The organism is Thermostichus sp. MS-CIW-25, from assembly GCF_054060015.1.
Map to the genome: position 1 here is coordinate 48,766 of NZ_JBSSCS010000012.1, position 23,223 is coordinate 71,988.

Genomic DNA, 23,223 nt, shown 5'->3' on the forward strand with positions numbered 1-23,223 from the left:
CAGCGTGGCAGGAGGGAGCTCAGAGCAAACCTGAGCCTGACCGTTCAGGCGAGTAAGCAAGGCAGGGAAAGGCTTGGATCCCTGCAGCTCAAAGCCAGCGCCATCAATGCTGGACTTTTTGCTTAGTTCACCCTCGAGTTACATGCCAAACTGCTTTTGCTGAGAGCTGCTCAGACTTGCCTGCGAAGAGGCAGTATCTGGGGTAGCAGCACGCCGGTTCGCCAAAGCGGATGGGCTTGGTTGGCAACGAAAACCAATCATAATGAAGCGAAGGCCCGTTTGTCCAGACTTTTGCCGAGAAAATGGGTGGGTTGGGGGAGGCCAGCAATGGCAAGAGCAGCTCAGGTGGAACAAAAGAGCCATCGGCGGGGGGAACCCTCTCCCTTCAAAAGCGTGATGGGCTGGGCAGGCAGTGGGCTGACTCAGGCCTGTGTGGATCACTATCGAAGTTTGTTGCAGGCGGGATCCGATCCGGGCCGGGTCTTGTTTTTGGTGCGGAGTCAACGGCAAGCGGATGAGGTGTTGCGGCGCTTGCAGCAGTCCAGTTCGGGCTTGGTGGGGCCGTGGCGGATCGAGACGTTCTTGCAGCGGGTTGGGCGCTCTCTGGCCGATCATTGGCCGCAGGTGTGTGCCCGCCTTCCTCAGTTGCCTCCTCAGTTTGAGCCGATCCCCTTGGCCAAAGATCTCACTCAATTTCTCTGCGAACGAGCTTGCGCTTTGTGCCCTCGGCATGGGGAAGCCTTTGCCGGCGTCGGGCTCAAGGAGTTCCAGATCTGGGATCAGATCAGCAGTGCTGCTTACATTGCGGGGGCTTCGGGTTTGTCGGCAGAAGTGGTGGGATCCCGGCTGGCCCGGGCTTGGCCGGAAGAGGCGGATCCACGGCGGGCAGAGGCCTTACAGGCAATGGGCTGCTGTGTGGGGCGGCTGTGGGAGGCAGCGCTTCGGTTGGGATCCCTGGATTTTGGCCTGCAAATTCGGCTGTTTGGCGAGCACATCCTGCCGCTGGCGGAGTTTTGGCAAGAGTGGGATCACCTGATTGTGGATCAGGCGGAAGACAGTTGTGCCGTGGCGCTGGAGTTTTACCGGCAGGGGCAATCCCATCTGCAAAGTCAATTTTTCAGCTACACCCTCGGCGGCGGGGTCTCTTTGACCGGGATCCCAGAGGCAGTAGCTGACTTCTTGATGGCAAAAACGCAGGTTCGGTTTCTGGAGGGGAGCCATCGCGCTTCAGCAGGCATGATCCGCTTAGGGGTGCAGATTGCGCGGGTGTTGGATCCCCAGTTTTCTCATCCGCTGCCCGAGCCGCAGGGGGGAGGACTGCCGCTGGTGCAAACGCTGGAGGAAGAGACCCAGTTTGCGGCAGTGGAGGTGATGGTTGCTCAAATTCGCCGGCTTTTGGGGGCCGGGATCCCGGCCCATCGCATTGCTGTTTTGCTGCCCCGTATGGATGTGGGGGTGAGCCTGAGCTTGCAGGAGCAGTTGTCGGAAGTGCCGGTTTTGTCGATTGCCCCCTTCCCGGCCTTGATCCGCTATCCTTTGGTGCGGGCGGTGCTGACGGCAGCAGAATTGGCTCACCCTGAGTGGGGCGCTTTTCCCACTTTGCCGGCTTGGCGGCTGATGTTGAGCTGGGTGCTGGGGCTGGATCCCATCCGGGCGGCTCTGTTGGCCGAAGATACCTGGGATCCGGTGGGGCGTTCTCTGCGTCCCCGAACAGCAGTACGGCAGCCGGAGCGGGTGGGGTTTGCCAACCTGGAGCGCTACCAGCGACTGTTCGATTGGCTGCGCGGCTATCGTCCCGGCCCTTCATTGGCCGCTTTCTTCCAGCAGTTTTTTGCCGATCACTTGGCCTCGGTGATTGCTTCCCCTCAGGATCAAGAGCTGCTGCGCGTGTTGATGGAAGCGGCACGGCGGTTTCGCCAGGCCTTCCCCGCCGAAGGGGATCCCGCCTTTTTGGCCATGATCCGCTCGGGACAGACCCCCAGCAGCAGCCGCTTCGAGCCCGACTATTCCCGTTACTTGGTAGTTGCAACTCCGGGGGCCTACATCACTCGGGGTTTGGAGGCGGATTACCAATTTTGGTTTGATATCACCAACCCCAGCTGGTCCCGCTCCCTCTGGCATGTGCTCTACAACAGCCGTGTGCTGACGCCGGAATGGGACGGGGAGGTTTTCGATGCGGCGCGGGATTTACAGGCGCGTCAACAGATTTTGGCCCGCACGCTGCTGAACCTCTGTTGCCGCACTCAGAAGGGGCTGTGGCTGGTGCGCTCCAATTTTAATTATCGCGGCGAGGAGAACACCAGTATTCTGGACTACCTGATTTTGAAGGGGTTGAAGGCCATGGCAACCGCCGGCTAAGGGAGAGCCTATCCTGAAAGGGTGCTGGCAACTCAGGCCTCCAAGAAATCGGGGGATGCACTGCAGGAATGGTTAAAGGCAAGGGTTTTAGAAGAGCGGCGCAGCCGCCCCTCTTATCGTGGGGGTAGGAGTCGGCGGCAAAGTGTCTTAATCTTGTTTGAAACAACGATAAAGCAATACAGCAGAGCCTTTCCAAGAAATGGCTGGCCGGGATCCCTCTCAGGCAGGGGTAAGACTGATGACCTTGGGTGGCGCAGAGGGCCGGCGTCTCAAGCCGGCTGGAAACGGCTGTGGGCATTCCCTCTGTCTTCCAACACAGTCGAGTATCGAGTAGAGTGGGGGCGCCTGCTTTGATTTGGATTGGGTTTTATGAATCCAGCTACCCCTCCTGCTGCGCCCTCGTCCCGCCGCTTTCCCCTTCGTCCCGTAGCAATGGTGGCCCTCACTGCCGGCTTCTTGGCGGGGTTAGGAGCGGGGGGCTATGCCTTACTGCAGCGGCTACGGCTGCAGATGCACCGGGATCTGATCTTCTATCAGTACACCGTCTTTTCTGAGTTTGGCTATGGAGGCTCGCCAGCGTTCGATCCCGGCCAAAGTGATCGCTGGTTTCCTCTTACCTATCCGGTGTTGGCCCGCTGGGGGGGATCCGCCGACCCGAGCCGCCGCAGCTACGCCTTCTACACCTTGCAAAGCCATGGCCTGCCCTACAGCCGTTGGTGGTTGGAGGATCGGCTGCGGCAAAATTCGGCTCAGCCACTGAGTCTTTAAGCGTACCGCAGCTTTGCAGCTTTATAGCCTCTTCACAGAGCCTTCATGAAAGGCAAATAGGGGTATTCTTGGACGAGAGCTGTCTTGCGAGATCCAGGGAGAAAGGCTTTATCTCCCCTTTGTCTCGGCGGATCTGGACTAGCTTGGGTTGAGTTTCCTTGGGCTGCCATGGGCTGATGGATCCTGCCACCTTTCTGGAGCACTATGGGTTTGAGCTGGAAGGTCAACCCAGCCAGGTTTGGGTGGAGCGCTGGAGCCAGTTGTTCCCGGATCTTTGGATCCCGGCAGCCTTGCTAGAAGCCCTCTACCAGGGGCGGTACAAGGCCGCCTCTGTGGAGCAGCTTCTCCGCCTTTGGCAGCGTCGCGGCTCTCCTCATCTTACCTTTCCCCCAGAAATCGGCCAGTTCCTTTGGCAGGAGCAGCAGGAGCGGATCCGCTCTTTGGCTGCGGCTGCCTTTGCCTGTTCTCCTCTGCCGCCGGTACTCCTCGCAGGATCCCTGTTTTCCAGAGAACCGGCCATATCTCTAAACTTGTTGTTGGAGCAGTTGCAGGAGCTTCCCCCCAAGCTGCGCCGCCTGCTTGCCCAGTCCCCTCCTCCCCAACTCGCCCGTGCTGGTGGGGCAGAGTCCTCAGGGATCCTAGAGCTCCAGCAGACGGTCGTTGACCCTCCAACTCCTGCCGAGCCCCCTCAGGGACAGTCTTGATGGGCTTGCCACTCTCTTTCCTCAGGGATCCCCGCCATGACCTTTCCCCTTGATCGCGACAGCGGTGCAGAGCACATTGCCTCCTTGCCCTGTGGGGTGATCACCGTCAGCGACACACGCACCCCTGAAACCGATCACAGCGGCCAGTTCATCTGCACAGCCCTCCAGGAGTCCGGCCACCGGGTGGAGAGATATTGCATTCTCCGAGATGAACCGCAGCTCATTCGAGAGCAGGTTCAGGATTGGGCCGGATCCCTGCCGGTGATCTTGTTGAATGGCGGCACAGGCATCGCCCCCCGCGACACCACTTACGACGCCATCGAGGCTCTCCTGGAAAAGACCTTGCCCGGCTTTGGGGAGATCTTCCGCCAGCTCAGCTATGCCCAGATTGGCAGTCGGGCCATCGCCTCTCGGGCCATCGCCGGGATCCACGGAAAGTGCTTGATCTTTTCCATGCCTGGCTCCCCAGCAGCCGTGCAACTGGCTATGCGCAGCCTGATCCTGCCGGAGCTACCCCACCTGGTTAAGCAACTGCACCAGGGCAAGCATTGAGGCAGCAGGCCGTCTTAGTGATCCCCTCTTAGGCCAAGAGGGCAGTCGCCTTGGCAAGAGCCTCCTCCCGCAGCAGAGCAGCTTTGTCGGTGCGCTCCCAGGGCAGATCCAGATGGGTTTGCCCAAAGTGCCCATAGACCGCTACGTCTTGGTAGAAGCGCCCTCCCCGTTGGCGAGGCAACTCCCGCAGTTGGAACTGAGCCAAAATGGCTGCCGGCCTCAGATCGAAGTGGCGCTGCACCAGCCGCAACAGCTCCTCGTCAGGGATGCGCCCTGTGCCGAAGGTTTCCACCAAAATGTTGATGGGGCGGGCTACCCCGATGGCGTAGCTCACCTGCACTTCACACTTCTGCGCCAAGCCAGCCGCCACGATGTTCTTGGCCACGTAACGAGCCGCATAGGCAGCGCTGCGATCCACCTTGGTGGGATCCTTGCCGGAGAAGGCCCCGCCCCCATGGCGAGAATAACCGCCGTAGGTATCGACGATGATCTTGCGTCCGGTCAGGCCCGCATCTCCCTGAGGGCCGCCGATGACAAACTTGCCGGTGGGATTGGTGAGGAAGCGGGTGTGGCTATCCGGCTTGATGGGCAGCTCGGCAAACACCGGCGTGACCACTGCCTCCCAGAGATCGGCGCGGATCCGCTCTTGCACCGCCGCCTCTTCCGTAATGGCGCCAATCGTGGGTGTGTGCTGGGTGGAGATGAGCAGGGTGTGAATGCCCACCGGGCGACCTTCCTCATAGGCCACAGTCACCTGCGTTTTGCCATCCGGGCGCAGATAGGGCAGGGTGCCGTTTTTGCGAACCGTGGCCAACTGGCGGCTGAGGCGGTGGGCCAAGCTAATGGGCAAGGGCATCAACTCGGGAGTTTCATCGCAGGCAAAGCCAAACATCAACCCCTGATCCCCGGCCCCGACCAAGTCGAATTGATCTTCCTGGGAGCCGCGACTTTCCAGGGCCATGTTCACCCCTTGGGCAATATCGGGAGATTGCTCATCGAAAGCCACCAACACCGCGCAGCTTTCTGCACAAAACCCATTCTTGGCATCGGTATAGCCAATTTCGGCCACTTTGTCCCGCACCAGACGGGTGAAGTTGACCTGCGCTTGTGAGGTAATCTCCCCGGTCAACAGAACCAGGCCCGTATTGACCACCACCTCGGCGGCCACCCGACTGAGGGGATCCGCCGTCAAGAGGGCATCCACGATGGCATCGGAGATCTGATCGCAGATTTTGTCGGGGTGCCCCTCCGTCACCGACTCCGAGGAAAACAAAAACGACTTGGACAACGAACCTTCTCCTTAAAAGCTAGAACTGAGAACCTGAACAAAAAACAAGGCTCACCCGCTCGTTCATCATCCGTGGGAGAGAGAGTCGGCCAGGGATCTCTAGGTGCTCCCCATCGCCAACGCAACCAGCCCCAACCCAGCCAGGGAAAAGGCCCAGCAAACAGCAGGTGACCCAAACCGCTGACGCGACCAGCGCCCTCGCGAAAGCCTTGCCCCACTGCCGCGACCAGAGCTATGGGAGCCGCTAAAGGATAAAGTCGCCAGATAAATTCCCTCAGCAAAGAGGGCTATCCTCTAGAGAAAACTTTATTGCCTTTATCTTTCGGTTACTGACTAACCGCAGGAATTGGCACCGTAGCGGAGGCTTCCGCCGGGTTGCCGCAGCTTCATTGGGCCTGATCCCTCAGTCTGCTCTGGATAAAGAACGGAACTTGTCCCTATAGTACCCCCAACCTTGATCCATTTGTCAAAAAAATGAGCTGTGGGCGGCCTCAGCCAAACAGACCCTGCCACCAGTCTGTCCCCTGAGCGGCTTTGAGAAAGAATGCGCCGGCCAAGCCCAGGGGGGAGAGAACGCCGAGAAAGCCAACTGTCCCCAATCCCCAAGCCAAGCGGTGCAGATGCTTTTTGTCGGCAGGATTTGGCGTCGTTTCGGCTGAGATGGCCAACAGGGATCCCAAGGCTGCCAATAGGGATCCCCCCAGACCTGCAAAGTAGCTGGGCGCTAGCCACGGTTGCAACTCGGCGGCAGATACGACTTGGATGCGGGGCAAGACTTGAAAACACCCTATTGCCAGCACTGCCCAGATGAAGCAGTACATTAGCAGGCTATCTCGGAAAGCAGCAGCCGGTTCTCTCATGATCCCAGCCAATGCAACCAGATGAGGGATTAGGATGGGGGCGGTCTGCTGTGGGGGAACTTGAGTTTGCCCTAACAGTCGCGTCAGCGGTGCAGTTCCCCTGCCGTAGGCACAGCACCTTCCCCTCAGCTTGTGTGGCGAATCTCAATTTTTTTTATGATTATGGCCCAACCCGCCCTGTCTGGCTGGCCTGCACCGGCTTCGGGATCCCAGCCCCTGCCCCCCTCGACAACAGAACTTGAGGCTGCTTGCGATAGCTCACCGGGCACAGAGGCCGACCCAAACTGGCGGCATCGCCAAAGAATGCAAAAACGCCAGCAGATCCAGCGGCAGCGTCTGTCGGGCATGCGAGATGACAAGGGCTTGATCATCGTGCACACGGGGCAGGGCAAGGGAAAGACCACGGCTGCCTTTGGCATGATCTTCCGCGCCCTCGGCCAGGGATTGTCGGTGGGGGTGGTGCAATTTATCAAGGGGGCCTGGGATCCAGGAGAAGCCAAGCTATTGCGGAAATTGGCCGAGCATCCAGAGCTGGGCCTGGGGAAAATAGCTTTTTACGCCATGGGAGAGGGCTTTACCTGGGAAACCCAGGATCGGGAGCGAGACATCGCCCATGCACAGGCGGCCTGGGAAAAGGGGCGGGAGCTGTTCACCAGCGGGGAGTTTCAGTTGGTGCTTCTGGATGAGATCAATGTCGCCCTCAAGTTGGGATATCTCTCGCCGGACAGGGTGTTGGCCGGGCTAGCGGAGAAACCGGAGCGGGTTCACCTGATCTTGACGGGGCGGGGCGCGCCGGCAGCGTTGATCGACCGAGCCGATCTGGTGACGGAGATGACTTTGGTCAAGCATCCCTTCCGCGACCAGGGGATCAAGGCGCAAATCGGCATCGAGTTCTAACCCTTGGGCAGGAAAGATGGCCATTCTGCTGGCGGCAGCGGCAAGCGGCAGCGGCAAAACCACCATCACTCTGGCTCTGTTGGCCGCTCTGAGACGGCGGGGCCTGCGCATCCAACCGTTCAAGGTGGGGCCGGATTACATCGATCCTCTGTTTCACACAGCGGTGAGCGGGATCCCCTGTCGCAATTTGGATCCCTTCTTGACCGACGAGGACTTTGTGCAGCGCTGCTTTCGCCACCATTGCCAGGGCAAGGATGGAGCCATTGTGGAGGGGGTAATGGGCCTCTTCGATGGACGAGCGCCGGGATCCCTGCCCCTCCCCGAGGGCGGAACGGAGCCTTTTTTTGCCAGCAGCGCCCATGTGGCCCGCCTGCTCGGGATCCCTGTGGTGCTGGTGATCGATGGCAGTGGCATGGGAACGACGGTGGCCGCTTTGCTCTACGGCTTGAGCCGCTGGGATCCCCGCCTCTCCATTGCCGGGGTGATCTTCAACCGGGTGGCCTCGGAGCGGCATGGACAAATCTTGCAGCAGGCGGCGGCTGCAGTGGGGATCCCGGTCTTGGGCCAGTTTCCCCGGCGGGAGGATTTGCGGTTGCCCAGCCGACACCTGGGGTTGGTGCCTGTCTCAGAACTGGATCACTTCCCCCACTGGCAAGCTGCCTGGGCCGAGCTGGCGGAGCAACACGTCAATTGGGATGGCCTATTGCCCCTGATTCGGACGCTTCCTCCGGCGGTGGGAGAGCTGTGGCCGTCCCGCTGCTGCGAACAGGTACGGGTGGCGGTGGCCCGAGATGCTGCCTTTAACTTCTACTACGCCGACAACTTGGATCTGTTGCGGGCCTGTGGGGCCGAGCTGCTGGAGTATTCCCCCCTCCAGGTGGGACTATGGCCGCCGGATCCCTGCGATGGCGTGCTGCTGGGGGGAGGGTTCCCGGAATTGTTTGCAGCACCTCTATCTGAGAGCATTAACCAACGCCCGCTCCCGCCCGCCCACCCACCCCTCTATGCCGAGTGTGGCGGACTGATGGTGCTGGGCCAATCCCTCACCGATTTTCAGGGAAAGACCTACCCGATGGCCGGGCTATTACCCATCCAGGTAGACATGGCCGACCGGCTGTGTTTGGGCTACCGCGAAGCTGCGGTTTTGCGCCCAACCCTGCTGGCCCCAGCCGGGGATCGCCTGCGCGGGCATGAATTTCACCGCTCCCGCAGCACCCCCATCTCCCCAAGCCCAATCTATGGCTGGGGATCCCCCGCCCAGCTTCAACAGGAAGGATGGGCCACCGAGCGCCTTCACGCTTCGTACCTGCATCTGCACTGGGGATCCCGTCCTGATTTGGCCCTGAGATTATTACAGAACTTCTTAAGAATCTCGAAAGGGGATCCCTAAAAAACCGTGCCATCGCTGAGCAGTTGGATGGGAGGAGAAGCATCTGGCCTAAGCTGGGCCGCTATTTGCCGTCCTGCCGTCCAGGTTCCCCCTTGCAGTATCTTCACCAGGGGCAACTCTTGGGCAGAGCAACCCAGTCTTTCCCGGATTAAGGAGGCAACTTGATCCAGCAAAATCACCGTCAGGGCCCGCCACTCCACAATCACCGTCGAATCTGGGGGATGCGGTTGCTGCCCAATCTCCGGCTGCTTGAGCTGGATCACCCCCAAATCCACAAACAGCCCCCCGTTGCGATACTCCGCCAAACCCGTCAGCTCATCCAAACCCCCGATTGGGATCCCCTCCTGCTGCAACGGCTCCAGCAGGGAATAGGTCATCCATTGGGACAACTTGTGAAAAGGCACCCAATGGCTCCCCGGCTCCGTTTGGGGCAGGTGGGGATAGGGCCAGACATCCCCCAGAGGGATCCCGGCCAGCGAGACTCGCCCAGGCCAAATGGAGCTAAACCCCCTCTGAACCGCCTGTAAGACCTGTGCTGCCTCGATCCCACCGCTGGGATCCTCAGGCTGGATGGCGTCCCACAACCGGCCTGGACGAGGAAGATTGTGACCAGATCCAAAGTATTGAGGTTGAGCCCGCAAAGTTTGTGCCAACCTTTGCAGCAGTTGCCAGCGCCCCTCCAGTCCCAGTAAAGGATTTTCCGGCCCCACCTGGAAAGCTGCTGCCAAATCCGCCAAGGTGATCCGCTCCAGGCCCGCCGCATCCACCTGCAGAGGCTGCTGGGGATCGCTGGAAAACCCACCTTGCCAGAACCAGTCGAAACTGGCCAAGGCCAAACCTTCGGAACGACCCACCACCGTCTGACTTTCTGGATCCCAGTACTTCCAGGCAGAGCCTGCGCCTGCGTCCAGCAACACGCTGACGATGGCCAGATCCCACTTGCATCGCAGCCGCTCCAGCGGATCCATGTCTTTAAGTCGATTTTCCAAACGGGCTAGGCGCTCCCCGGATCCCACCTGAAAATGTTGCCAGCGGCTGTGGAAGGGAATTTCCCCGTTGGGATAATGGGCCCGCATTGTGGTGATCACATAGTCGGCTACGGATCCCATCCGATTCAGGTCGAGGCGAAAGTGCTCTGATTCATCGGCCAAAACCCTTTCCAATAGCAACTGACAGCGATCCCGAATGGCTTGGGGACTCTGAAAATAAGCCACTCGTTTCTCCAGATCAACAGGTGTCAGCATCGAGCCGTTCGTTCTCAATTGTCCATGCCGAGAGTTTTCTCAGCATAACCGGGTGGGAACCTACTTTAATCCCCATTCGTCTGCAAGCCTTAGCCCACTGGACACTCTAACGCGCTGGCCTCTTGTCAAAAGACTACGTCCCGCTTCTCGATGGTTGAAACCCTTGCAGGAGAAAGCTTTGAGGCAACTTTCCGCCCTCTGTCCTGATGACGCGAGCAGCCGCTGAGCCATTTTGAGAAAAGACTGGGCGAGCACTGAGTGAGGATCCCAGTCGATAAGAGTGTTGACTCGGAGTAAACTTTGACGTCTTTGTTAAGAGAAGTGTTGGATACTACATTTCACTGAGGTAGACCTTGCCTACTCTGTGGCCTTAATCACTTCCTTGAGGGATTGTCGATTGTTATGATAGATGTAAACCTAGCCTTAAGCATAAATTACTAGTTAGGTCATTTGCAGCTAGGCGGAGCCCCACAGAGGCCAATCCATTAGGGAGGAGTGTGATGTTCACACGGTTGGCGGAACAATACCGCAGCTATGTTCAAGATCTGGTGATGAGTTTGCAGGCCCTGGCCATCGTTTTGGAGAAGCGGGGCTACCCAGCTTCTTGCTACACCTGTGGTACGTCATTCGAGAGCGCTTCGTTTATGGTCAGCTTACGAGAGGGGCACCTGATTCGCTTTTTGGTTTCTGAATGCTCCATTAGCTGGACAGAAATGCGGGATGACCGAGAGCTCATGAAATTGGAAGGAGCAGAGGCAATTCGCCAACTGCAAGAGCTGGCAGAGCTTATCAAAGATGAGCTGTTGGTCGCCGCCACGCCGGCTGAAGCTCTGGTGGCCAGCACCTGATCCTGGCAGGCCCTAGGTCTGCTCAAACCCAAGCCGTAGCCGATTGGACAACTAAGCCTAACCTTCTAGGCCGCTGCTTTGGAGATTTTTCCCCTGTTGAGGAGTAAGGGTGGAATAGGGATCCCCCTCGACGGAGTGGCAGTTGGCTGGCTGCCCATGCCGCTTGTATGGGGATCCCAGATGACCCGCTCTCCCAGCTTGTATCTGGAGTGGTTTGTGGCGGCAAAGCCTCTCTGAGTAAAGTCTGAGTAAGGTGTCACCGCTGCCAGGGATCCCCTGTTGACGGCTTTATCTTATAACTCTGACCCAATACCCCCAAGGGGATTCGAACCCCTGTCGCATCCGTGAAAGGGATGTGTCCTAGGCCTCTAGACGATGGGGGCGCTCTCCGACAAGGCGATCCTAATCCTAAAGAAGGATAAGTAAGCTTGTCAACCTTTTAATCTGCATCCCCAGACCCACGCCCTGCCAAGTTCAGGATCAAGATCCCCAACAGAGCCAGGCTCAGCAGGCTGGCAATCACAATCGGTTCATCTGGGATCACGTCCATCTTGGCTTCGCCTCACCACATCACAAAGAGCCACACCTCAGACCCGTTCCACATCCCAGAAGAAGAGGGATCTCGCCACAACCACCCCATCTCTCTGCTGTTCTAGCAGACTCACACCCCGTCGAGCCCGGTACCGAGCAAGGCCGGTGAGCCGTCCTAAGCAAAGCATCCATCCAGTGGCTTAGACTACACTAGTAAGGACTGACCCATCGCTTGGACTGGCATGATTCCCACCGTTATTGAGCAATCTGCGCGAGGCGAGCGCGCCTTTGACATCTACTCGCGTCTTTTGCGGGATCGGATCATTTTCTTGGGCACCCAGGTGGACGACGACATTGCCAACCTGATTGTGGCCCAGATGCTCTACTTGGAATCGGAAGACCCCGAAAAAGACATCTACCTCTACATCAACTCCCCCGGTGGCTCTGTCTATGCCGGCATGGCCATTTACGACACCATGCAGCACATTCAGCCGGATGTCTCCACCATCTGCATTGGTTTGGCTGCTAGCATGGGAGCTTTTCTGCTGGCAGGGGGCACCAAAGGCAAGCGCATTGCCCTTCCCCACGCCCGCATCATGATCCACCAACCCCTTGGTGGAGCTCAGGGGCCAGCTACCGATATTGAAATTCAGGCCAAAGAGATCCTCTTCATCAAAAACAGCCTCAATAGCCTGCTGGCCTACCACACCGGCCAACCTCTAGAGCGCATCGAACGAGATACCGACCGCGACAACTTCATGACCCCAGAACAAGCCAAAGAGTACGGCCTTATCGACCAGGTGATCAGCAAGAGACCCCAGCCAACCCTGGCAGCCGTTTCTTGACCGTCCAGGCCCTGCGGGTGGGTTTGCTCTGCTCCCTCAAAGAAGGGAGCTTTTGGTTTTGGCCGGGGATCCCACCCGAAGGATATTAAGAAAGCCAAAGAAATCTGTATTCTCGGCAGGCAGCAACGGGACTCACTTTAACCAAACTAATCAAACTCATAAAGAAAGTAATGTTCAGCCCACTATTGCGGATGATAGCTTAGGATTAAACCAATATAGAGTTGTGTTTGCCGAGATTCTAGCTTAGGCACTGTATAAAAATCTTTCTACTGGATTTGCAAGTCCAGGGAGTCCAAGCTAGCAATTGAAGGCACTCGAAAAGAAGGGTTTGGGGCTTCCATCCCCTGGGATGAAGAGTGTCTTAAGGCCCAACTTTGGCCTCACGGTTGTGGGGCGAGTTCGTTCACGAAAACTCGGTGGTCTTGAGTTTTGGCCCTGGGTTTTTTCCTCTTGGTTGCATCCGTGAATGGCATTTTCTGGTTCTGTGATTCGTTCAGAGGGAGATCAACGTGGCCTATTCAGCAACCCAATCCAAAAGCGGCTATCAAGCCGGTGTGAAGGATTACCGACTCACCTATTACACTCCCGACTACACGCCTAAGGATACCGACGTCTTGGCCTGTTTCCGGGTTACTCCTCAGCCGGGTGTTCCTCCCGAAGAGGCCGGGGCGGCTGTGGCGGCTGAGTCTTCGACAGGCACCTGGACAACGGTATGGACAGATTTGCTGACCGACTTGGATCGGTACAAGGGCCGCTGCTATGACATCGAGCCGGTTCCCGGCGAAGACAACCAGTACTTCTGCTTCGTCGCCTATCCGCTGGATCTGTTTGAGGAAGGCTCGGTGACCAACATGCTCACCTCGATTGTGGGCAACGTTTTTGGCTTTAAGGCCCTAAAGGCGCTGCGGCTGGAAGATGTGCGGATCCCGGTGGCCTACCTGAAAACCTTCCAAGGCCCTCCCCACGGCATTCAGGTGGAGCGGGACAAATTGAATAAGTATGGCCGTCCGCTGCTGGGCTGCACCATCAAACCCAAGTTGGGCCTTTCTGCCAAAAACTACGGGCGGGCCGTGTATGAAGCTCTGCGGGGCGGCTTGGACTTCACCAAAGATGACGAAAACATTAACTCCCAGCCCTTCCAGCGCTGGCGGGATCGCTACTTGTTCGTGATGGAGGCTGTCCACAAGGCCCAAGCGGAAACCGGCGAGATCAAGGGCCACTATTTGAACGTGACGGCGCCCACCTGCGAAGAGATGTTCAAGCGGGCCGAGTTTGCCAAGGAGTTGGGCGCTCCCATCATCATGCACGACTACTTGACAGCCGGCTTTACTGCCAACACCAGCCTGGCCAAGTGGTGCCGGGATAACGGCATTCTGCTGCACATCCACCGGGCAATGCACGCGGTGATCGACCGGCAGAAGAACCATGGCATCCACTTCCGGGTGTTGGCCAAGTGTTTGCGCATGTCCGGTGGCGACCACCTGCACTCCGGTACGGTGGTGGGCAAGCTGGAAGGCGACCGCGCCATTACGATGGGCTTTGTGGATCTCATGCGGGAAAACTACGTAGAGGCCGATCGCTCCCGCGGCATTTTCTTCACCCAAGATTGGGCTTCCATGCCAGGGGTGATGCCGGTGGCTTCCGGCGGGATCCACGTTTGGCACATGCCGGCACTGGTGGAAATCTTCGGCGACGACTCGGTGCTGCAGTTCGGCGGCGGAACCTTGGGGCACCCCTGGGGCAATGCGCCGGGCGCAACCGCCAACCGGGTGGCCTTGGAGGCTTGTATCCAAGCTCGTAACGAAGGTCGAGACCTGGCCCGTGAAGGCAACGACATCATCCGGGAAGCGGCCAAGTGGTCGCCGGAGCTGGCGGCTGCCTGCGAGCTGTGGAAGGAAATCAAGTTCGAGTTCAAGGCCGTCGACACCCTCTAGAGATCTGCTGGGGGCAAGGGATCCCTACGGTTCTCTTGCCCTGCTGGCCCCCTCCCTGGATCGGCAATGGATCTGAAACAGATCGCCAAAGACACCGCCAAGACCTTGATCAGCTACCTGACTTATCAGGCGATGCGCACGGTGCTGGCCCAACTGAGCGAAACAGATCCCCCCAGGGCCCTTTGGCTACAGCAGTTCTCCGCTCGGCAAAACCTTCAGGATGGAGAAGCCTACCTGCGGGCTTTGCTGGCTGAGCGTCCTGAGTTGGCCTATCGCATCATGACCGTTCGCGAGCACATTGCTGCGGAGGTGGTTGATTACCTGCCGGAGATGGCCAAATCCGGCATCCAGCAAGCCAACATGGAGCACCGCCGCAATCATCTGGAACGGATCACCTCGGCGACAGGATCCCTGCCTCTTACCCACCCGGAAGCGGGATCCCCCCCACAAAACCCTAGACCCGAAACGGAGTGATACCCATCATGCAAACCTTACCAAAAGAGCGCCGCTACGAAACCCTCTCCTATCTGCCGCCGCTGACGGATCTGCAGATCATCAAGCAGGTGCAGTACATCTTGGATCAGGGCTACATCCCGGCCATAGAGTTCAACGAATCGTCTGAACCAACGGTTCGCTATTGGACACTGTGGAAGCTGCCCCTGTTCAGCGCCACTTCTCCCCAGGAGGTGCTCAGTGAGGTGCAGGCTTGCCGCAGCGCCTACCCCAACTGTTTCATTCGCGTGGTGGGGTTCGACAACATTAAGCAATGCCAAGTGCTCAGCTTCCTGGTCTATAAGCCCAGCGGCCTGCGCTAGGAGAGCGTCTTGCCAGTTCCCGGTCAAGTTCTGGCCAGCAACAGGGGAGAGCTTCTCCCCTTTTTGTCTTTATATTCGCTTCAGTTTAGGGTGAGACGCCTGGGCTACTGCTCGCGCCAGCGGGACGGAGTCCTTGAAAAGCCTTCCAGCCCCGTGTATTGTTGCTCCGCAACGCTAACGCCGTTGTTTCTAGGATCCGATGCCCATAAGGGATCCCAGCCCTACCGCCAGAAGAGCGGCCAAAGTTGTTTGAATGCCGTTCACGACTTCGTTGGTCATCCAAGCCAAACGGGGTTGCAACACCACTCCCATCCAGCTTTCTGCCAAGGTGGCCAGGATCCCGGCCAGCCAGCAGATGCCCAGCCAAAATGGGCTTCCCCCTACCCATTCCCCGCCAATCCCCCAGGCCAACCCGGCCATCCCTGCCGCTGCTGCCACTCCCGCCAGGGATCCCTCTAGGCTCACGGCTCCTTCTGTGCCCGCCGGCACGGACTGCAAGGTGGTGATCAAAAAGGTCTTGCGGCCATAGGCTTTCCCCACCTCGCTGCTGACGGTATCGGCCAATTTCGCTGCAAAGCTGGCGCTGTATCCCAACCACCACAGGGGATGCGGGAAGAAAGCGTATCCTAGCGCACATCCTGCCCCGGTCAAAGCGGATCCCCAGACGTTCTCCGGCCCTCGCGCCCCCTCTCGCTTTTCGGCGATCCCCTGCGCCTGCTTGCGCCGGATCCCTAGCTTGGTTACGGCTGTCCCTATTAAAAAATAGGCGGCTACCACCGCGTAGCCCCGCCCGCCCAGCCCCCCCCACACCAGCAAGCCCAGAAGGCCCGCGTGGATGACCCCTGCTCGCGTCAGAGCTTTCTGAGGGCTCAGCAGACCCAGCACCACCAGAGCCAGGTTGAGCCAGAGTGCCACCCCCCACTGACTCAGAAGCCACGCCTGCCACATAAACGCTCAGAAGGGGGTGAAATTGCAACCGAGGTTGACATTCTCCCTGCCCTAAAGGGTAAGGATTCTTTCCCAGGTCGCAGGATGATCCCTACTTCCTGGGCCACACCACCCTTGCGAGTGATGGGGGATGCCATGACCCCAACTACTGGGATGAACTCGCAGATACTTTTCCTGTTGACACTGCGCCATATTCAAGTTGGCGGAGTTCAACCAGCACCATAGCACAAAGCCGCCCTGTTCAGCTTGCTGCCGCGCAGCGGTAGGACGGGGCTTGCAACCCAGTTTTCTTGGTCAACTACAGAAACGGAGAGGGAGGGATTCGAACCCTCGACGGAGCTTTTGGGCCCCGTAACTTCTTAGCAGGAAGCCGCTTTCGACCACTCAGCCACCTCTCCAGGGCTAGCAGGGGCAACAAGCAGGCTGGGATCCAGCCACCAGTTCACTCATTGTAGGGGATGGGATCCCACCCGGCAACTGCCCCCTGACCCGCCCTGCAAAGACTCCGTCCCGCTATCGCGATCAGCCGGGATCCCTCCTGGGGTTGGGTGAGTCTAGCTCACCACCTGCAGGTAAATATCGAAGCTGCCGCTGTTGTCGCCGTAGCTGCCCTTGGCGTCATTGATGTTGAAGGCAATATCCAGGTTGGGATCCAGATCCACCTCTTGGGGCTGCTCTGGCGAGGACTCGAAAACCTGATGGGCCACCAGTTGGGCGTTGGGTTGAAACAGCACAATCCCGTAGCGGCAGAGGCCTGGGTAGCGCCACTCCTCAGGGGTCGGGATCCCTTTGCCAAGGGGCGAGCGGATGCTGGTGGAAAACGAGAAGCCATAGCGCCAAGCCACATTCCTGGGGAAAAAGCGGATACGGCTGGCCCGCAACGGACGCCCTTGCCAGCGTAAAATGTTGCCCGCCTCTTGGTTCACCCGCAGGTCACGGAAAGCCATCCAAGCCTGTAAAGCTTCTTCTTCAGGTTGGATCCCTTCGATGGCCAGGGCCTGGCTCCAATCCAAGTCACTGCCATCGCAGGTGATCTGCCGCGGAATTTGCGCCAAATCCAGTTGTGCCAACCCCAGAGTATCAGACGCAGATTGGGTAAACATCTATCTCTCCTGTTTCCATCTGATTTTTCAAAATGACTCCAGAAAGGATGGGCTCCCTCCCCAGAGATTGAGGAGCCGCAGGGATCCCAAAAATGTGTCTAGGGAAAGGTTGTAAGAGACCCCCATCCACATCCCTGCTGCTGGATGGAGAATGTCAGATGCACGATGACCAACGGAGTTGAAAACCTCAAGCTCTTGCCCGACCGACGACTGGGAGTTCAAGCTCCTTTAGCAGATAGATCAACGTTACTTGATGAATAAAAGCTATTCCCGAAAAGATAGCCCTTTGCAATACTTTTTTAGGGAACCTTAGGGAGTTGTTAATTCCCTGTGACTCGGCTGCGAATGAAGGCCAGAACCCAAATCCAGGTTTGCTGCAGATCTTCCAGAAGCTTGTATTTTGGAACACATTAATGGTGTAATCGCCTGTTAAGCACTCTTGCGCTCGACCCCTGGACTCTGCAGCGGCTTTCCACAGCCCAGAGCGCCCTGACAAGCGTTTTTGGTAAGATCACCCCTACAGGTCTCCCAGGGTGCCCGGCGCCCACGGCATGCACGACAACCCTACTTCCCTCTCTTCTGATTTCGAAGTCATCTCTCTGTCCAATCCTCAACAGGCCATGTCTTTGGCGGGCACTCAGGAGGCCAACCTGAGGTGGATCAGTCGCTCCAGCGGTGCTTCTGTAACGCTGCGCGGACAAGACCTGTACCTGAAAGGCACTCCCCAACAGCGGCAGCAGGTGCGGCAATGGCTAGAATTGCTGAGGCCGCTTTGGCAAACTGGGCACCCCGTCACTGTGATCGATGCAGAGCAAGCTTTTCGCGCCCTCTCCGGACAAGAGGCTGCCGCCTACCAGCAAGCACAAGCAGGGATTTTGGCCCGCACCCGCAAAGGGGAGCTTATCCGACCGAAAACGCCCCGCCAACAGGAGTACGTGCGAGCCATTCGCACCCACGACCTCTGCTTTGGCATCGGGCCGGCGGGCACAGGAAAAACCTATCTGGCTGCCGTTGTGGCCATTGCTGCCCTACAAAACCGGGAGTACGAGCGTTTGATCTTGACTCGCCCGGCTGTGGAGGCGGGAGAAAAACTGGGGTTTTTGCCGGGGGATCTGGTGGAAAAGGTGGATCCCTATCTGCGGCCCCTTTACGATGCCCTATTCGAGTTTATTGACCCGGCCAAGCTGCCGCAGTTGATGGAGCAGGGGGTGATCGAAGTGGCGCCGCTGGCCTACATGCGAGGCCGCACTTTGAGCAATGCCTTCATTATTTTGGACGAAGCCCAGAACACCACCCCTGAGCAGATGAAGATGGCCCTCACGCGGCTGGGATTCCGGTCGCGTATGGTGGTTACCGGGGATCTCACCCAAACGGATCTGGGCAAACATCGCATGTCCGGCCTGGCAGCGGCAGAGCGTATTCTGACAGGGGTAGAGGGGGTTGCCTTTTGCTACTTCGACCAGCGGGATGTGGTGCGCCACCCTCTGGTGCAGCGGATTGTCGATGCCTACGCCCGCTACGAGGGGCAGTCGTGAAGCTGAGGGTGCTCTTTTTCGACGCTGTGGGCACTTTGTTTCGGGTGCGGGGCAGCGTGGGCCAGGTTTACAGCCAGGTGGCAGCGGAGTATGGGGTGAGGGTGGATCCCCAGGCCTTGGATCGCGCTTTTGGCCAAGTTTTTGCCCAGGCTCCAGCCCCGGCCTGCCCAGGGTTGACGGGATCCCCTTTGCCGGATTGGGAGCAGGCCTGGTGGCGCCAGGTGGTGCGGGAGACTTTTGCCCGGGTGGGATCCCTGGCTGCCTTCGGAGAGCACCGGTTTGAAGACTTTTTCGCCCAATTGTTTGAGCACTTTGCCGGGGCGGATCCCTGGGAGCTGTATCCCGAGACGCTGCCGGCTTTGCGGGCCCTGCAGCAGGAAGGGATCCGGTTGGGGGTGATCTCCAACTTCGACAGCCGCTTGCCCAGAGTGCTACAGCAGTTGCAGTTGGATCCCTACTTTTCCAGCCTCACCCTCTCCACCCAAGTGGGCTATGCCAAGCCCGATCCTCGCATCTTCCAAGCTGCCCTGGCAGCCCACGGGATCCCCCCCGAAGCTGCTGGCCACATCGGCGACAGCCACCGCGAAGACTACCAGGGGGCAAAAGCAGCAGGCTTGAGGGCCCTTTGGCTGGATCGAGAGGGGAAGGAGAGCTCCGGCCCAGAGCGGATAGAAGATCTGTGGGGATCCCTGTCCATGCTCAATGGGCCGAAGCAGAATTGAGCAGCAGAGGGGCAAAAAGGCCATCCGGCTTGAGCAGGTAACGCCGCAGGTTCATCCGCCGCTCCAGCAGGCAAGCGTGGCCGCTCTGGGGCGAGATTTCTACCTGCGCCTGGGGCAGCCGTTCCGCCAGCCAGCCCACCTCCTGCACCGAGGGCAACAGGCGATCCCGCCCCCCCGCCACCAGCAAAGTTGGCAGGGTCATCGACTCCAGGGGCAGCTTCTCCACAGCAAAGGATCCCAGCAAAGCCAAGCGCCGAGCAGCTACTGTGGGTTCAACACTGTGAACTGCCTGGCGCAGCCGCTCCTGATCGAGCGGCTCCATTTGGCTGAGCTCCGCCAAAGCCCCCAACCCTCGCTCCGACAACTGGTGATAGAGCGCCGGCGGCAAAAAGGGCAAGAGAACATGTCCTGCCCACCACCAGGGCCTGCGTCGCAGCGACGAGGCCGGATTGACCAAAATGAGGCCACGGCACCGTTCCGGCCATTGGGCAGCCACCAACAGAGCCAGGCAGGCCCCGAAAGATTCCCCACACAAATACGCCCCCGCTTCTAGCTGGGATCCCACCCAATCTACTAGGGTTTCCCAGCTATCCCCTGCTTCCGGGTGGTTCAAGCTCAGGGGGCGAATGCGAAACTCCCGCCGCAAAGCCTGCGCCTGCCGGTAAAACAACGTGCCTGTGCCATCCATGCCGGGCAAATACAGCAGCAGGGGCCGCTCCTGACCGACCGCTCCCGTTGCCGGGCTGACCAAGCTAGAGGCAGATGCTACCGGCTCGCCACTCAACTTTCTCATCTCTCTGCCAATCCCAATCGCACCTGTTCTCGGGCCGCTGTGGTTAACTCTTGAATCACCTGCATTCGCTCGCGTCGGGATCCCTGGCGCTGCTTCCCACTCACCCAAAGGGGGGATCCCACCCTGAGCACCACCCGCCGATACAACACCACCGGATGTCCCCCTTCCTGTTGAAATCGGGGTTCAGTGGGGTCAAACCAGCGGAAAAAAGCCATGGGAATATCCATCCCCCGCCATTCTTCCTGCGCCCACACCGCCACCGGCAGAATCGGCAAGGGATCCACCGCTGCCGCCAGCGCCAGGTGGGCAAAACCCGGCTGAAACCGCCCCACCTCCCCAGGCGAGGTCTCACGGGTGATCTGCTCCGCCCCCTCTGGGAAGATCCCCACCCCCACGCCCGCCGCCAAACTGGCCTGTGCCTGGCGAAAAAAATGGATTTGCTGTCGGGATCCCTGCTTGAGGGGAATGCAGTCCAAAGCCAAGGCGATCTCCCGCAGCAGCGGCACCTGAGCCAGGTAGTAATGGCAGGCAAAGCGAATCGGTCGGCCCAACCCCGCGATCAGCACCGGTGCATCCAGAAAACTGCGGTGATTGCTCACCACCACCAGCGGGCCAGCAGGAACACGCTCCCCTCCCTCCACCCACACTTCCGTCTGGAAAAGGGTAAGCAACAACTGGGCCAGAGTCCTGGGGTCTGGAGGCCAAGAGAGAGCAGAATTGGCTGAGAACGCTGCGAAGGATCCCATCAATAGTCCACCCCGCGCCGCAGATCGGCCCCCTGCTCGGCATAGTGCTTGTGGCTCACCATTTCCGAGTGGACAGAGGCCAGCTCAAAGTAAGGTAAGGGGGCATGGCACCGCCCCGTGATGATGATCTCCGTGTCCCGCGGCTTGCGCAGCAAAGCCTGGACAATCGGCTCCACGTCCAACAGCTCCAGATCCACTGTCGGGTTCAGCTCATCCAGGATGATGGTTTTGTACAGGCCGGAAGCAATGGCCGCCCGCGCCAACTCCCAGCCCCGCTCCGCTTCTACATAGTCGATTTCCTGTTGTTTGCCCCGCCAGACAATGGCATCCCGACCGCAACGCTGGTGATCCACCAAATCGGGGTAGCTTTCCCGCAAGGCCCGAATGGCTGCATCCTCGGTGTAGCCTGTTCCCCCCTTCAGCCATTGCATGATCAGCACGCGATGGGAGAGATCCTTGCTGATGCCGCGCCCAATGGCTTGCAGAGCCCGACCCAGAGCGCTGGTGGATTTTCCCTTGCCGTTGCCGGTGTAGATCTCGATGCCGCTGGAAGGAAGCTCGCCGTTGCGGGGATCCGCCGTCCGACGCAGGCTGCGCATTTCCGAATGCAAATCCGCCAGGTCGATAATTGCCTTAGGAGCACCCCGACCAGTGATGATCACCTCCATGGCCTCCGGCTTTTGCTTGAGGGTACTGACCACCTCCTCCACAGGCAACAGGCCCAGATCCAGCACCGGGTTGAGCTCATCCAGCACCACCACCGAGTAAAACCCCGACGCCAAAGCCCCTTTGGCCACATCCCAACCGCGGCGGGCCTCCTGACGGTCAAACTTGGTGATCTCATCTGGGCCGAAAAACTCTCCCCGCCCGGTGCGCAATTGATCGATGAGATGGGGGAAACCTCGCTGCAGAGCCGCAATGGCCGCATCCTCAGCATAGGTTCGGCCTGGCCCCTTGAGAAACCGCACCAGCAACACCCGGCTGGGGGCCGCCTTTTCGATCCCCAAGCCGATCGAACGCAGCACAACCCCCAGGGCCGCCTGAGACTTGCCTTTGCCCTCGCCGTCGTAGACATGGATCTGGCCCCGTCGCCGGTCGAACTGTTGGGCAGTTACAATCCCGATTTCTGCCATGCCCCTCCGCGTCACCCCGCTGTGGGAAGATCCCGCTCTTCTACCCCCATCTTAGAGCCTAGCCAGAGCTTGGGCAGGAAAGAGAAACCTAAAAAGCTCCCAAGAGGCCGGAAAGACCGGGGTAAGATGAGCAATGGTTGTCCAGCCGATGCCTGTCTAGCGAGGGATCCCCCTTGTATCCGACTGCATTTTCTTCTCGCCCGTTGCTCCCTGCTGTGGATAGCCCTATTGAGCTGGTGGGGGGAACACCGCTGATCCGTCTGCGGCGGGTTGCTGCCGATTTGCCCGAATCGGTACGGGTATACGGCAAGGCAGAGTGGTACAACCCTGGGGGTTCAGTCAAGGATCGCCCGGCCCTCAACATGATTCGAACCGGCGAACGCCAGGGCAAGCTCACCCCCGGCAAGATCATCCTGGATGCTACCAGCGGTAACACCGGCATCGCCTATGCCTGGATCGGGGCGGCCTTGGGCTACAAAGTCAAGCTGGCCCTTCCCGCCAACGCCAGCCCAGAGCGCAAGAAGATCCTGGCTGCCTACGGCGTGGACTTGGTTTTGACGGATCCCGCCCTGGGATCCGATGGGGCCATCGAGAAGGCCCGCGCTCTCTACGCCGAAAACCCCGAGCTCTATTTCTACCCTGACCAATACAGCAACCCCGCCAACTGGCAGGCCCACTACGAAACCACAGGGGTAGAGATTTGGGAGCAAACCCAGGGGCAGATCACCCATTTTGTTACCGGGCTGGGCACCAGCGGCACCTGTATGGGGGTGGGGCGGCGCCTGCGAGAGTATCGCCCGGATATCCAAATCATTGCCATGCAGCCCGACTCTCCCTTCCATGGCCTAGAAGGGCTCAAGCACATGGCCACCGCTCTAAAACCTGAGATTTACGATCCCACCCTACCCGACCAGCACATCGAGATCTCCACAGAAGCAGCCCAGAAAATGGTTAAGCGCTTGGCTTTAGAGGAAGGCTTGCTGGTGGGCATCTCTGCCGGGGCTAATGTGGTGGCAGCCCTAGAGGTGGCCCGTCAGCTCTCCTCTGGAGTGGTGGTGACCATCTTTTGTGACGGGGCTGACAAGTATCTTTCCGAGCGTTTCTGGACAGAGGAGTGACATCCTCCCGACGCTGACCCTACGGGTACAGCGCGGGCTTCCTAACCTCACGGTTAGGCATTCCTGCCCCACGCCACTTATCTAGGTCATA

At 59.0% G+C, this 23,223-nt stretch carries 23 protein-coding genes, 2 tRNA genes and 1 riboswitch; of the genes, 15 read left to right on the forward strand and 10 right to left on the reverse strand.

What is annotated here, in order from left to right; all coding sequences use genetic code 11:
• Positions 1 to 327 precede the first annotated feature (327 nt).
• The 4 genes from ACVWZ1_RS06440 (at position 328) to ACVWZ1_RS06455 (ending at position 4,382) form a co-directional block, all read left to right on the forward strand.
• Entirely contained in the window at positions 328 to 2,358 is a 2,031-nt protein-coding gene (locus ACVWZ1_RS06440; protein WP_457502885.1) for a hypothetical protein, read from the forward strand.
• 369 nt (positions 2,359 to 2,727) lie between these two features.
• Positions 2,728 to 3,126 carry a hypothetical protein gene (locus ACVWZ1_RS06445; RefSeq protein ID WP_457466681.1) on the forward strand — a complete coding sequence of 133 codons (399 nt, stop codon included), beginning with the start codon at positions 2,728 to 2,730 and terminating at the stop codon, positions 3,124 to 3,126.
• Between the two features lie 176 nt (positions 3,127 to 3,302).
• A complete protein-coding gene (locus tag ACVWZ1_RS06450) occupies positions 3,303 to 3,830 on the forward strand; it encodes a hypothetical protein (RefSeq protein ID WP_457502886.1) in 528 nt (175 codons plus the stop codon).
• Between the two features lie 36 nt (positions 3,831 to 3,866).
• The gene (locus ACVWZ1_RS06455; protein ID WP_414344296.1) at positions 3,867 to 4,382 is read left to right on the forward strand and encodes a MogA/MoaB family molybdenum cofactor biosynthesis protein; all 516 of its coding nucleotides are present in this window, start codon (positions 3,867 to 3,869) and stop codon (positions 4,380 to 4,382) included.
• 28 nt (positions 4,383 to 4,410) lie between these two features.
• On the opposite strand, the gene metK is transcribed toward ACVWZ1_RS06455, so the two are convergent.
• Both metK and ACVWZ1_RS06465 read right to left on the reverse strand, forming a co-directional pair.
• Entirely contained in the window at positions 4,411 to 5,670 is a 1,260-nt protein-coding gene (metK, locus tag ACVWZ1_RS06460) for a methionine adenosyltransferase (protein ID WP_414380885.1), read from the reverse strand.
• A 312-nt stretch (positions 5,671 to 5,982) separates the two neighbouring features.
• Positions 5,983 to 6,094: riboswitch (SAM riboswitch) on the reverse strand.
• Between the two features lie 67 nt (positions 6,095 to 6,161).
• Positions 6,162 to 6,530, reverse strand: a complete 369-nt coding sequence (locus ACVWZ1_RS06465; RefSeq protein ID WP_011434147.1) for a hypothetical protein — start codon at positions 6,528 to 6,530, stop codon at positions 6,162 to 6,164.
• Positions 6,531 to 6,692: 162 nt separating this feature from the next.
• On the opposite strand from ACVWZ1_RS06465, the gene cobO reads away from it, so the two are divergent.
• Positions 6,693 to 7,427 carry a cob(I)yrinic acid a,c-diamide adenosyltransferase gene (gene cobO / locus ACVWZ1_RS06470; protein WP_414374548.1) on the forward strand — a complete coding sequence of 245 codons (735 nt, stop codon included), beginning with the start codon at positions 6,693 to 6,695 and terminating at the stop codon, positions 7,425 to 7,427.
• 16 nt (positions 7,428 to 7,443) lie between these two features.
• Positions 7,444 to 8,817, forward strand: a complete 1,374-nt coding sequence (locus ACVWZ1_RS06475; protein ID WP_457466678.1) for a cobyrinate a,c-diamide synthase — start codon at positions 7,444 to 7,446, stop codon at positions 8,815 to 8,817.
• On the opposite strand, the gene ACVWZ1_RS06480 is transcribed toward ACVWZ1_RS06475, so the two are convergent.
• Positions 8,814 to 10,061 (reverse strand): URC4/urg3 family protein, encoded by a 1,248-nt coding sequence (locus ACVWZ1_RS06480; RefSeq protein WP_457466677.1) that lies wholly within the window; start codon positions 10,059 to 10,061, stop codon positions 8,814 to 8,816. The two genes, ACVWZ1_RS06475 and ACVWZ1_RS06480, sit on opposite strands and share 4 nt — an antisense overlap.
• Before the next feature lie 500 nt (positions 10,062 to 10,561).
• On the opposite strand from ACVWZ1_RS06480, the gene ACVWZ1_RS06485 reads away from it, so the two are divergent.
• Together ACVWZ1_RS06485 and ACVWZ1_RS06490 are read left to right on the forward strand one after the other, a co-directional pair.
• Positions 10,562 to 10,909 (forward strand): DUF1815 family protein, encoded by a 348-nt coding sequence (locus ACVWZ1_RS06485; protein ID WP_011434143.1) that lies wholly within the window; start codon positions 10,562 to 10,564, stop codon positions 10,907 to 10,909.
• 96 nt (positions 10,910 to 11,005) lie between these two features.
• A complete protein-coding gene (locus tag ACVWZ1_RS06490) occupies positions 11,006 to 11,146 on the forward strand; it encodes a hypothetical protein (RefSeq protein ID WP_414329377.1) in 141 nt (46 codons plus the stop codon).
• Positions 11,147 to 11,219: 73 nt separating this feature from the next.
• On the opposite strand, the gene ACVWZ1_RS06495 is transcribed toward ACVWZ1_RS06490, so the two are convergent.
• Positions 11,220 to 11,292: transfer RNA gene (locus ACVWZ1_RS06495), tRNA-Glu, on the reverse strand.
• A gap of 390 nt (positions 11,293 to 11,682) precedes the next feature.
• Between ACVWZ1_RS06495 and clpP the strand changes: the two genes are divergently transcribed.
• From clpP to ACVWZ1_RS06515, 4 genes are all read left to right on the forward strand, one after another.
• Positions 11,683 to 12,285, forward strand: coding sequence for an ATP-dependent Clp endopeptidase proteolytic subunit ClpP (clpP, locus tag ACVWZ1_RS06500; RefSeq protein ID WP_011434140.1), 603 nt, complete (start codon positions 11,683 to 11,685; stop codon positions 12,283 to 12,285).
• Positions 12,286 to 12,794: 509 nt separating this feature from the next.
• Entirely contained in the window at positions 12,795 to 14,219 is a 1,425-nt protein-coding gene (locus ACVWZ1_RS06505; protein ID WP_011434138.1) for a form I ribulose bisphosphate carboxylase large subunit, read from the forward strand.
• Between the two features lie 66 nt (positions 14,220 to 14,285).
• Positions 14,286 to 14,693, forward strand: a complete 408-nt coding sequence (rcbX, locus tag ACVWZ1_RS06510; RefSeq protein ID WP_457466676.1) for a RuBisCO chaperone RbcX — start codon at positions 14,286 to 14,288, stop codon at positions 14,691 to 14,693.
• Positions 14,694 to 14,701: 8 nt separating this feature from the next.
• The gene (locus ACVWZ1_RS06515; RefSeq protein WP_011434136.1) at positions 14,702 to 15,034 is read left to right on the forward strand and encodes a ribulose bisphosphate carboxylase small subunit; all 333 of its coding nucleotides are present in this window, start codon (positions 14,702 to 14,704) and stop codon (positions 15,032 to 15,034) included.
• 189 nt (positions 15,035 to 15,223) lie between these two features.
• Here the strand turns inward: ACVWZ1_RS06515 and ACVWZ1_RS06520 are convergent, their stop codons facing one another.
• The 3 genes from ACVWZ1_RS06520 to ACVWZ1_RS06530 all read right to left on the reverse strand — a co-directional run bounded on the left by ACVWZ1_RS06520 (position 15,224) and on the right by ACVWZ1_RS06530 (position 17,085).
• A complete protein-coding gene (locus tag ACVWZ1_RS06520) occupies positions 15,224 to 15,982 on the reverse strand; it encodes a DUF92 domain-containing protein (protein WP_457502887.1) in 759 nt (252 codons plus the stop codon).
• 307 nt (positions 15,983 to 16,289) lie between these two features.
• A tRNA-Ser gene (locus tag ACVWZ1_RS06525) sits at positions 16,290 to 16,380 on the reverse strand.
• A 156-nt stretch (positions 16,381 to 16,536) separates the two neighbouring features.
• On the reverse strand, positions 16,537 to 17,085 hold the full coding sequence (locus tag ACVWZ1_RS06530) for a hypothetical protein (RefSeq protein ID WP_011433891.1): 549 nt from the start codon (positions 17,083 to 17,085) through the stop codon (positions 16,537 to 16,539).
• Positions 17,086 to 17,636: 551 nt separating this feature from the next.
• Between ACVWZ1_RS06530 and ACVWZ1_RS06535 the strand changes: the two genes are divergently transcribed.
• Together ACVWZ1_RS06535 and ACVWZ1_RS06540 are read left to right on the forward strand one after the other, a co-directional pair.
• On the forward strand, positions 17,637 to 18,620 hold the full coding sequence (locus tag ACVWZ1_RS06535) for a PhoH family protein (RefSeq protein ID WP_414330856.1): 984 nt from the start codon (positions 17,637 to 17,639) through the stop codon (positions 18,618 to 18,620).
• Positions 18,617 to 19,342 (forward strand): HAD-IA family hydrolase, encoded by a 726-nt coding sequence (locus tag ACVWZ1_RS06540; protein ID WP_457502889.1) that lies wholly within the window; start codon positions 18,617 to 18,619, stop codon positions 19,340 to 19,342. The genes ACVWZ1_RS06535 and ACVWZ1_RS06540 overlap by 4 nt, the downstream gene beginning before the upstream one ends.
• Here ACVWZ1_RS06540 and ACVWZ1_RS06545 read toward each other — a convergent pair.
• Genes ACVWZ1_RS06545 through ACVWZ1_RS06555 form a run of 3 tightly spaced genes read right to left on the reverse strand, consistent with a single transcriptional unit; the run spans position 19,320 to position 22,014 of the window.
• Positions 19,320 to 20,135 (reverse strand): alpha/beta fold hydrolase, encoded by an 816-nt coding sequence (locus ACVWZ1_RS06545; protein WP_457502891.1) that lies wholly within the window; start codon positions 20,133 to 20,135, stop codon positions 19,320 to 19,322. The genes ACVWZ1_RS06540 and ACVWZ1_RS06545 overlap by 23 nt on opposite strands.
• The gene (locus ACVWZ1_RS06550) at positions 20,132 to 20,881 is read right to left on the reverse strand and encodes a lysophospholipid acyltransferase family protein (protein ID WP_457502892.1); all 750 of its coding nucleotides are present in this window, start codon (positions 20,879 to 20,881) and stop codon (positions 20,132 to 20,134) included. The genes ACVWZ1_RS06545 and ACVWZ1_RS06550 overlap by 4 nt, the downstream gene beginning before the upstream one ends.
• The gene (locus ACVWZ1_RS06555) at positions 20,881 to 22,014 is read right to left on the reverse strand and encodes a cob(I)yrinic acid a,c-diamide adenosyltransferase (RefSeq protein WP_414358194.1); all 1,134 of its coding nucleotides are present in this window, start codon (positions 22,012 to 22,014) and stop codon (positions 20,881 to 20,883) included. The genes ACVWZ1_RS06550 and ACVWZ1_RS06555 overlap by 1 nt, the downstream gene beginning before the upstream one ends.
• 203 nt (positions 22,015 to 22,217) lie before the next feature.
• On the opposite strand from ACVWZ1_RS06555, the gene ACVWZ1_RS06560 reads away from it, so the two are divergent.
• Positions 22,218 to 23,132 (forward strand): PLP-dependent cysteine synthase family protein, encoded by a 915-nt coding sequence (locus ACVWZ1_RS06560; RefSeq protein WP_457502898.1) that lies wholly within the window; start codon positions 22,218 to 22,220, stop codon positions 23,130 to 23,132.
• Positions 23,133 to 23,223 lie beyond the last annotated feature (91 nt).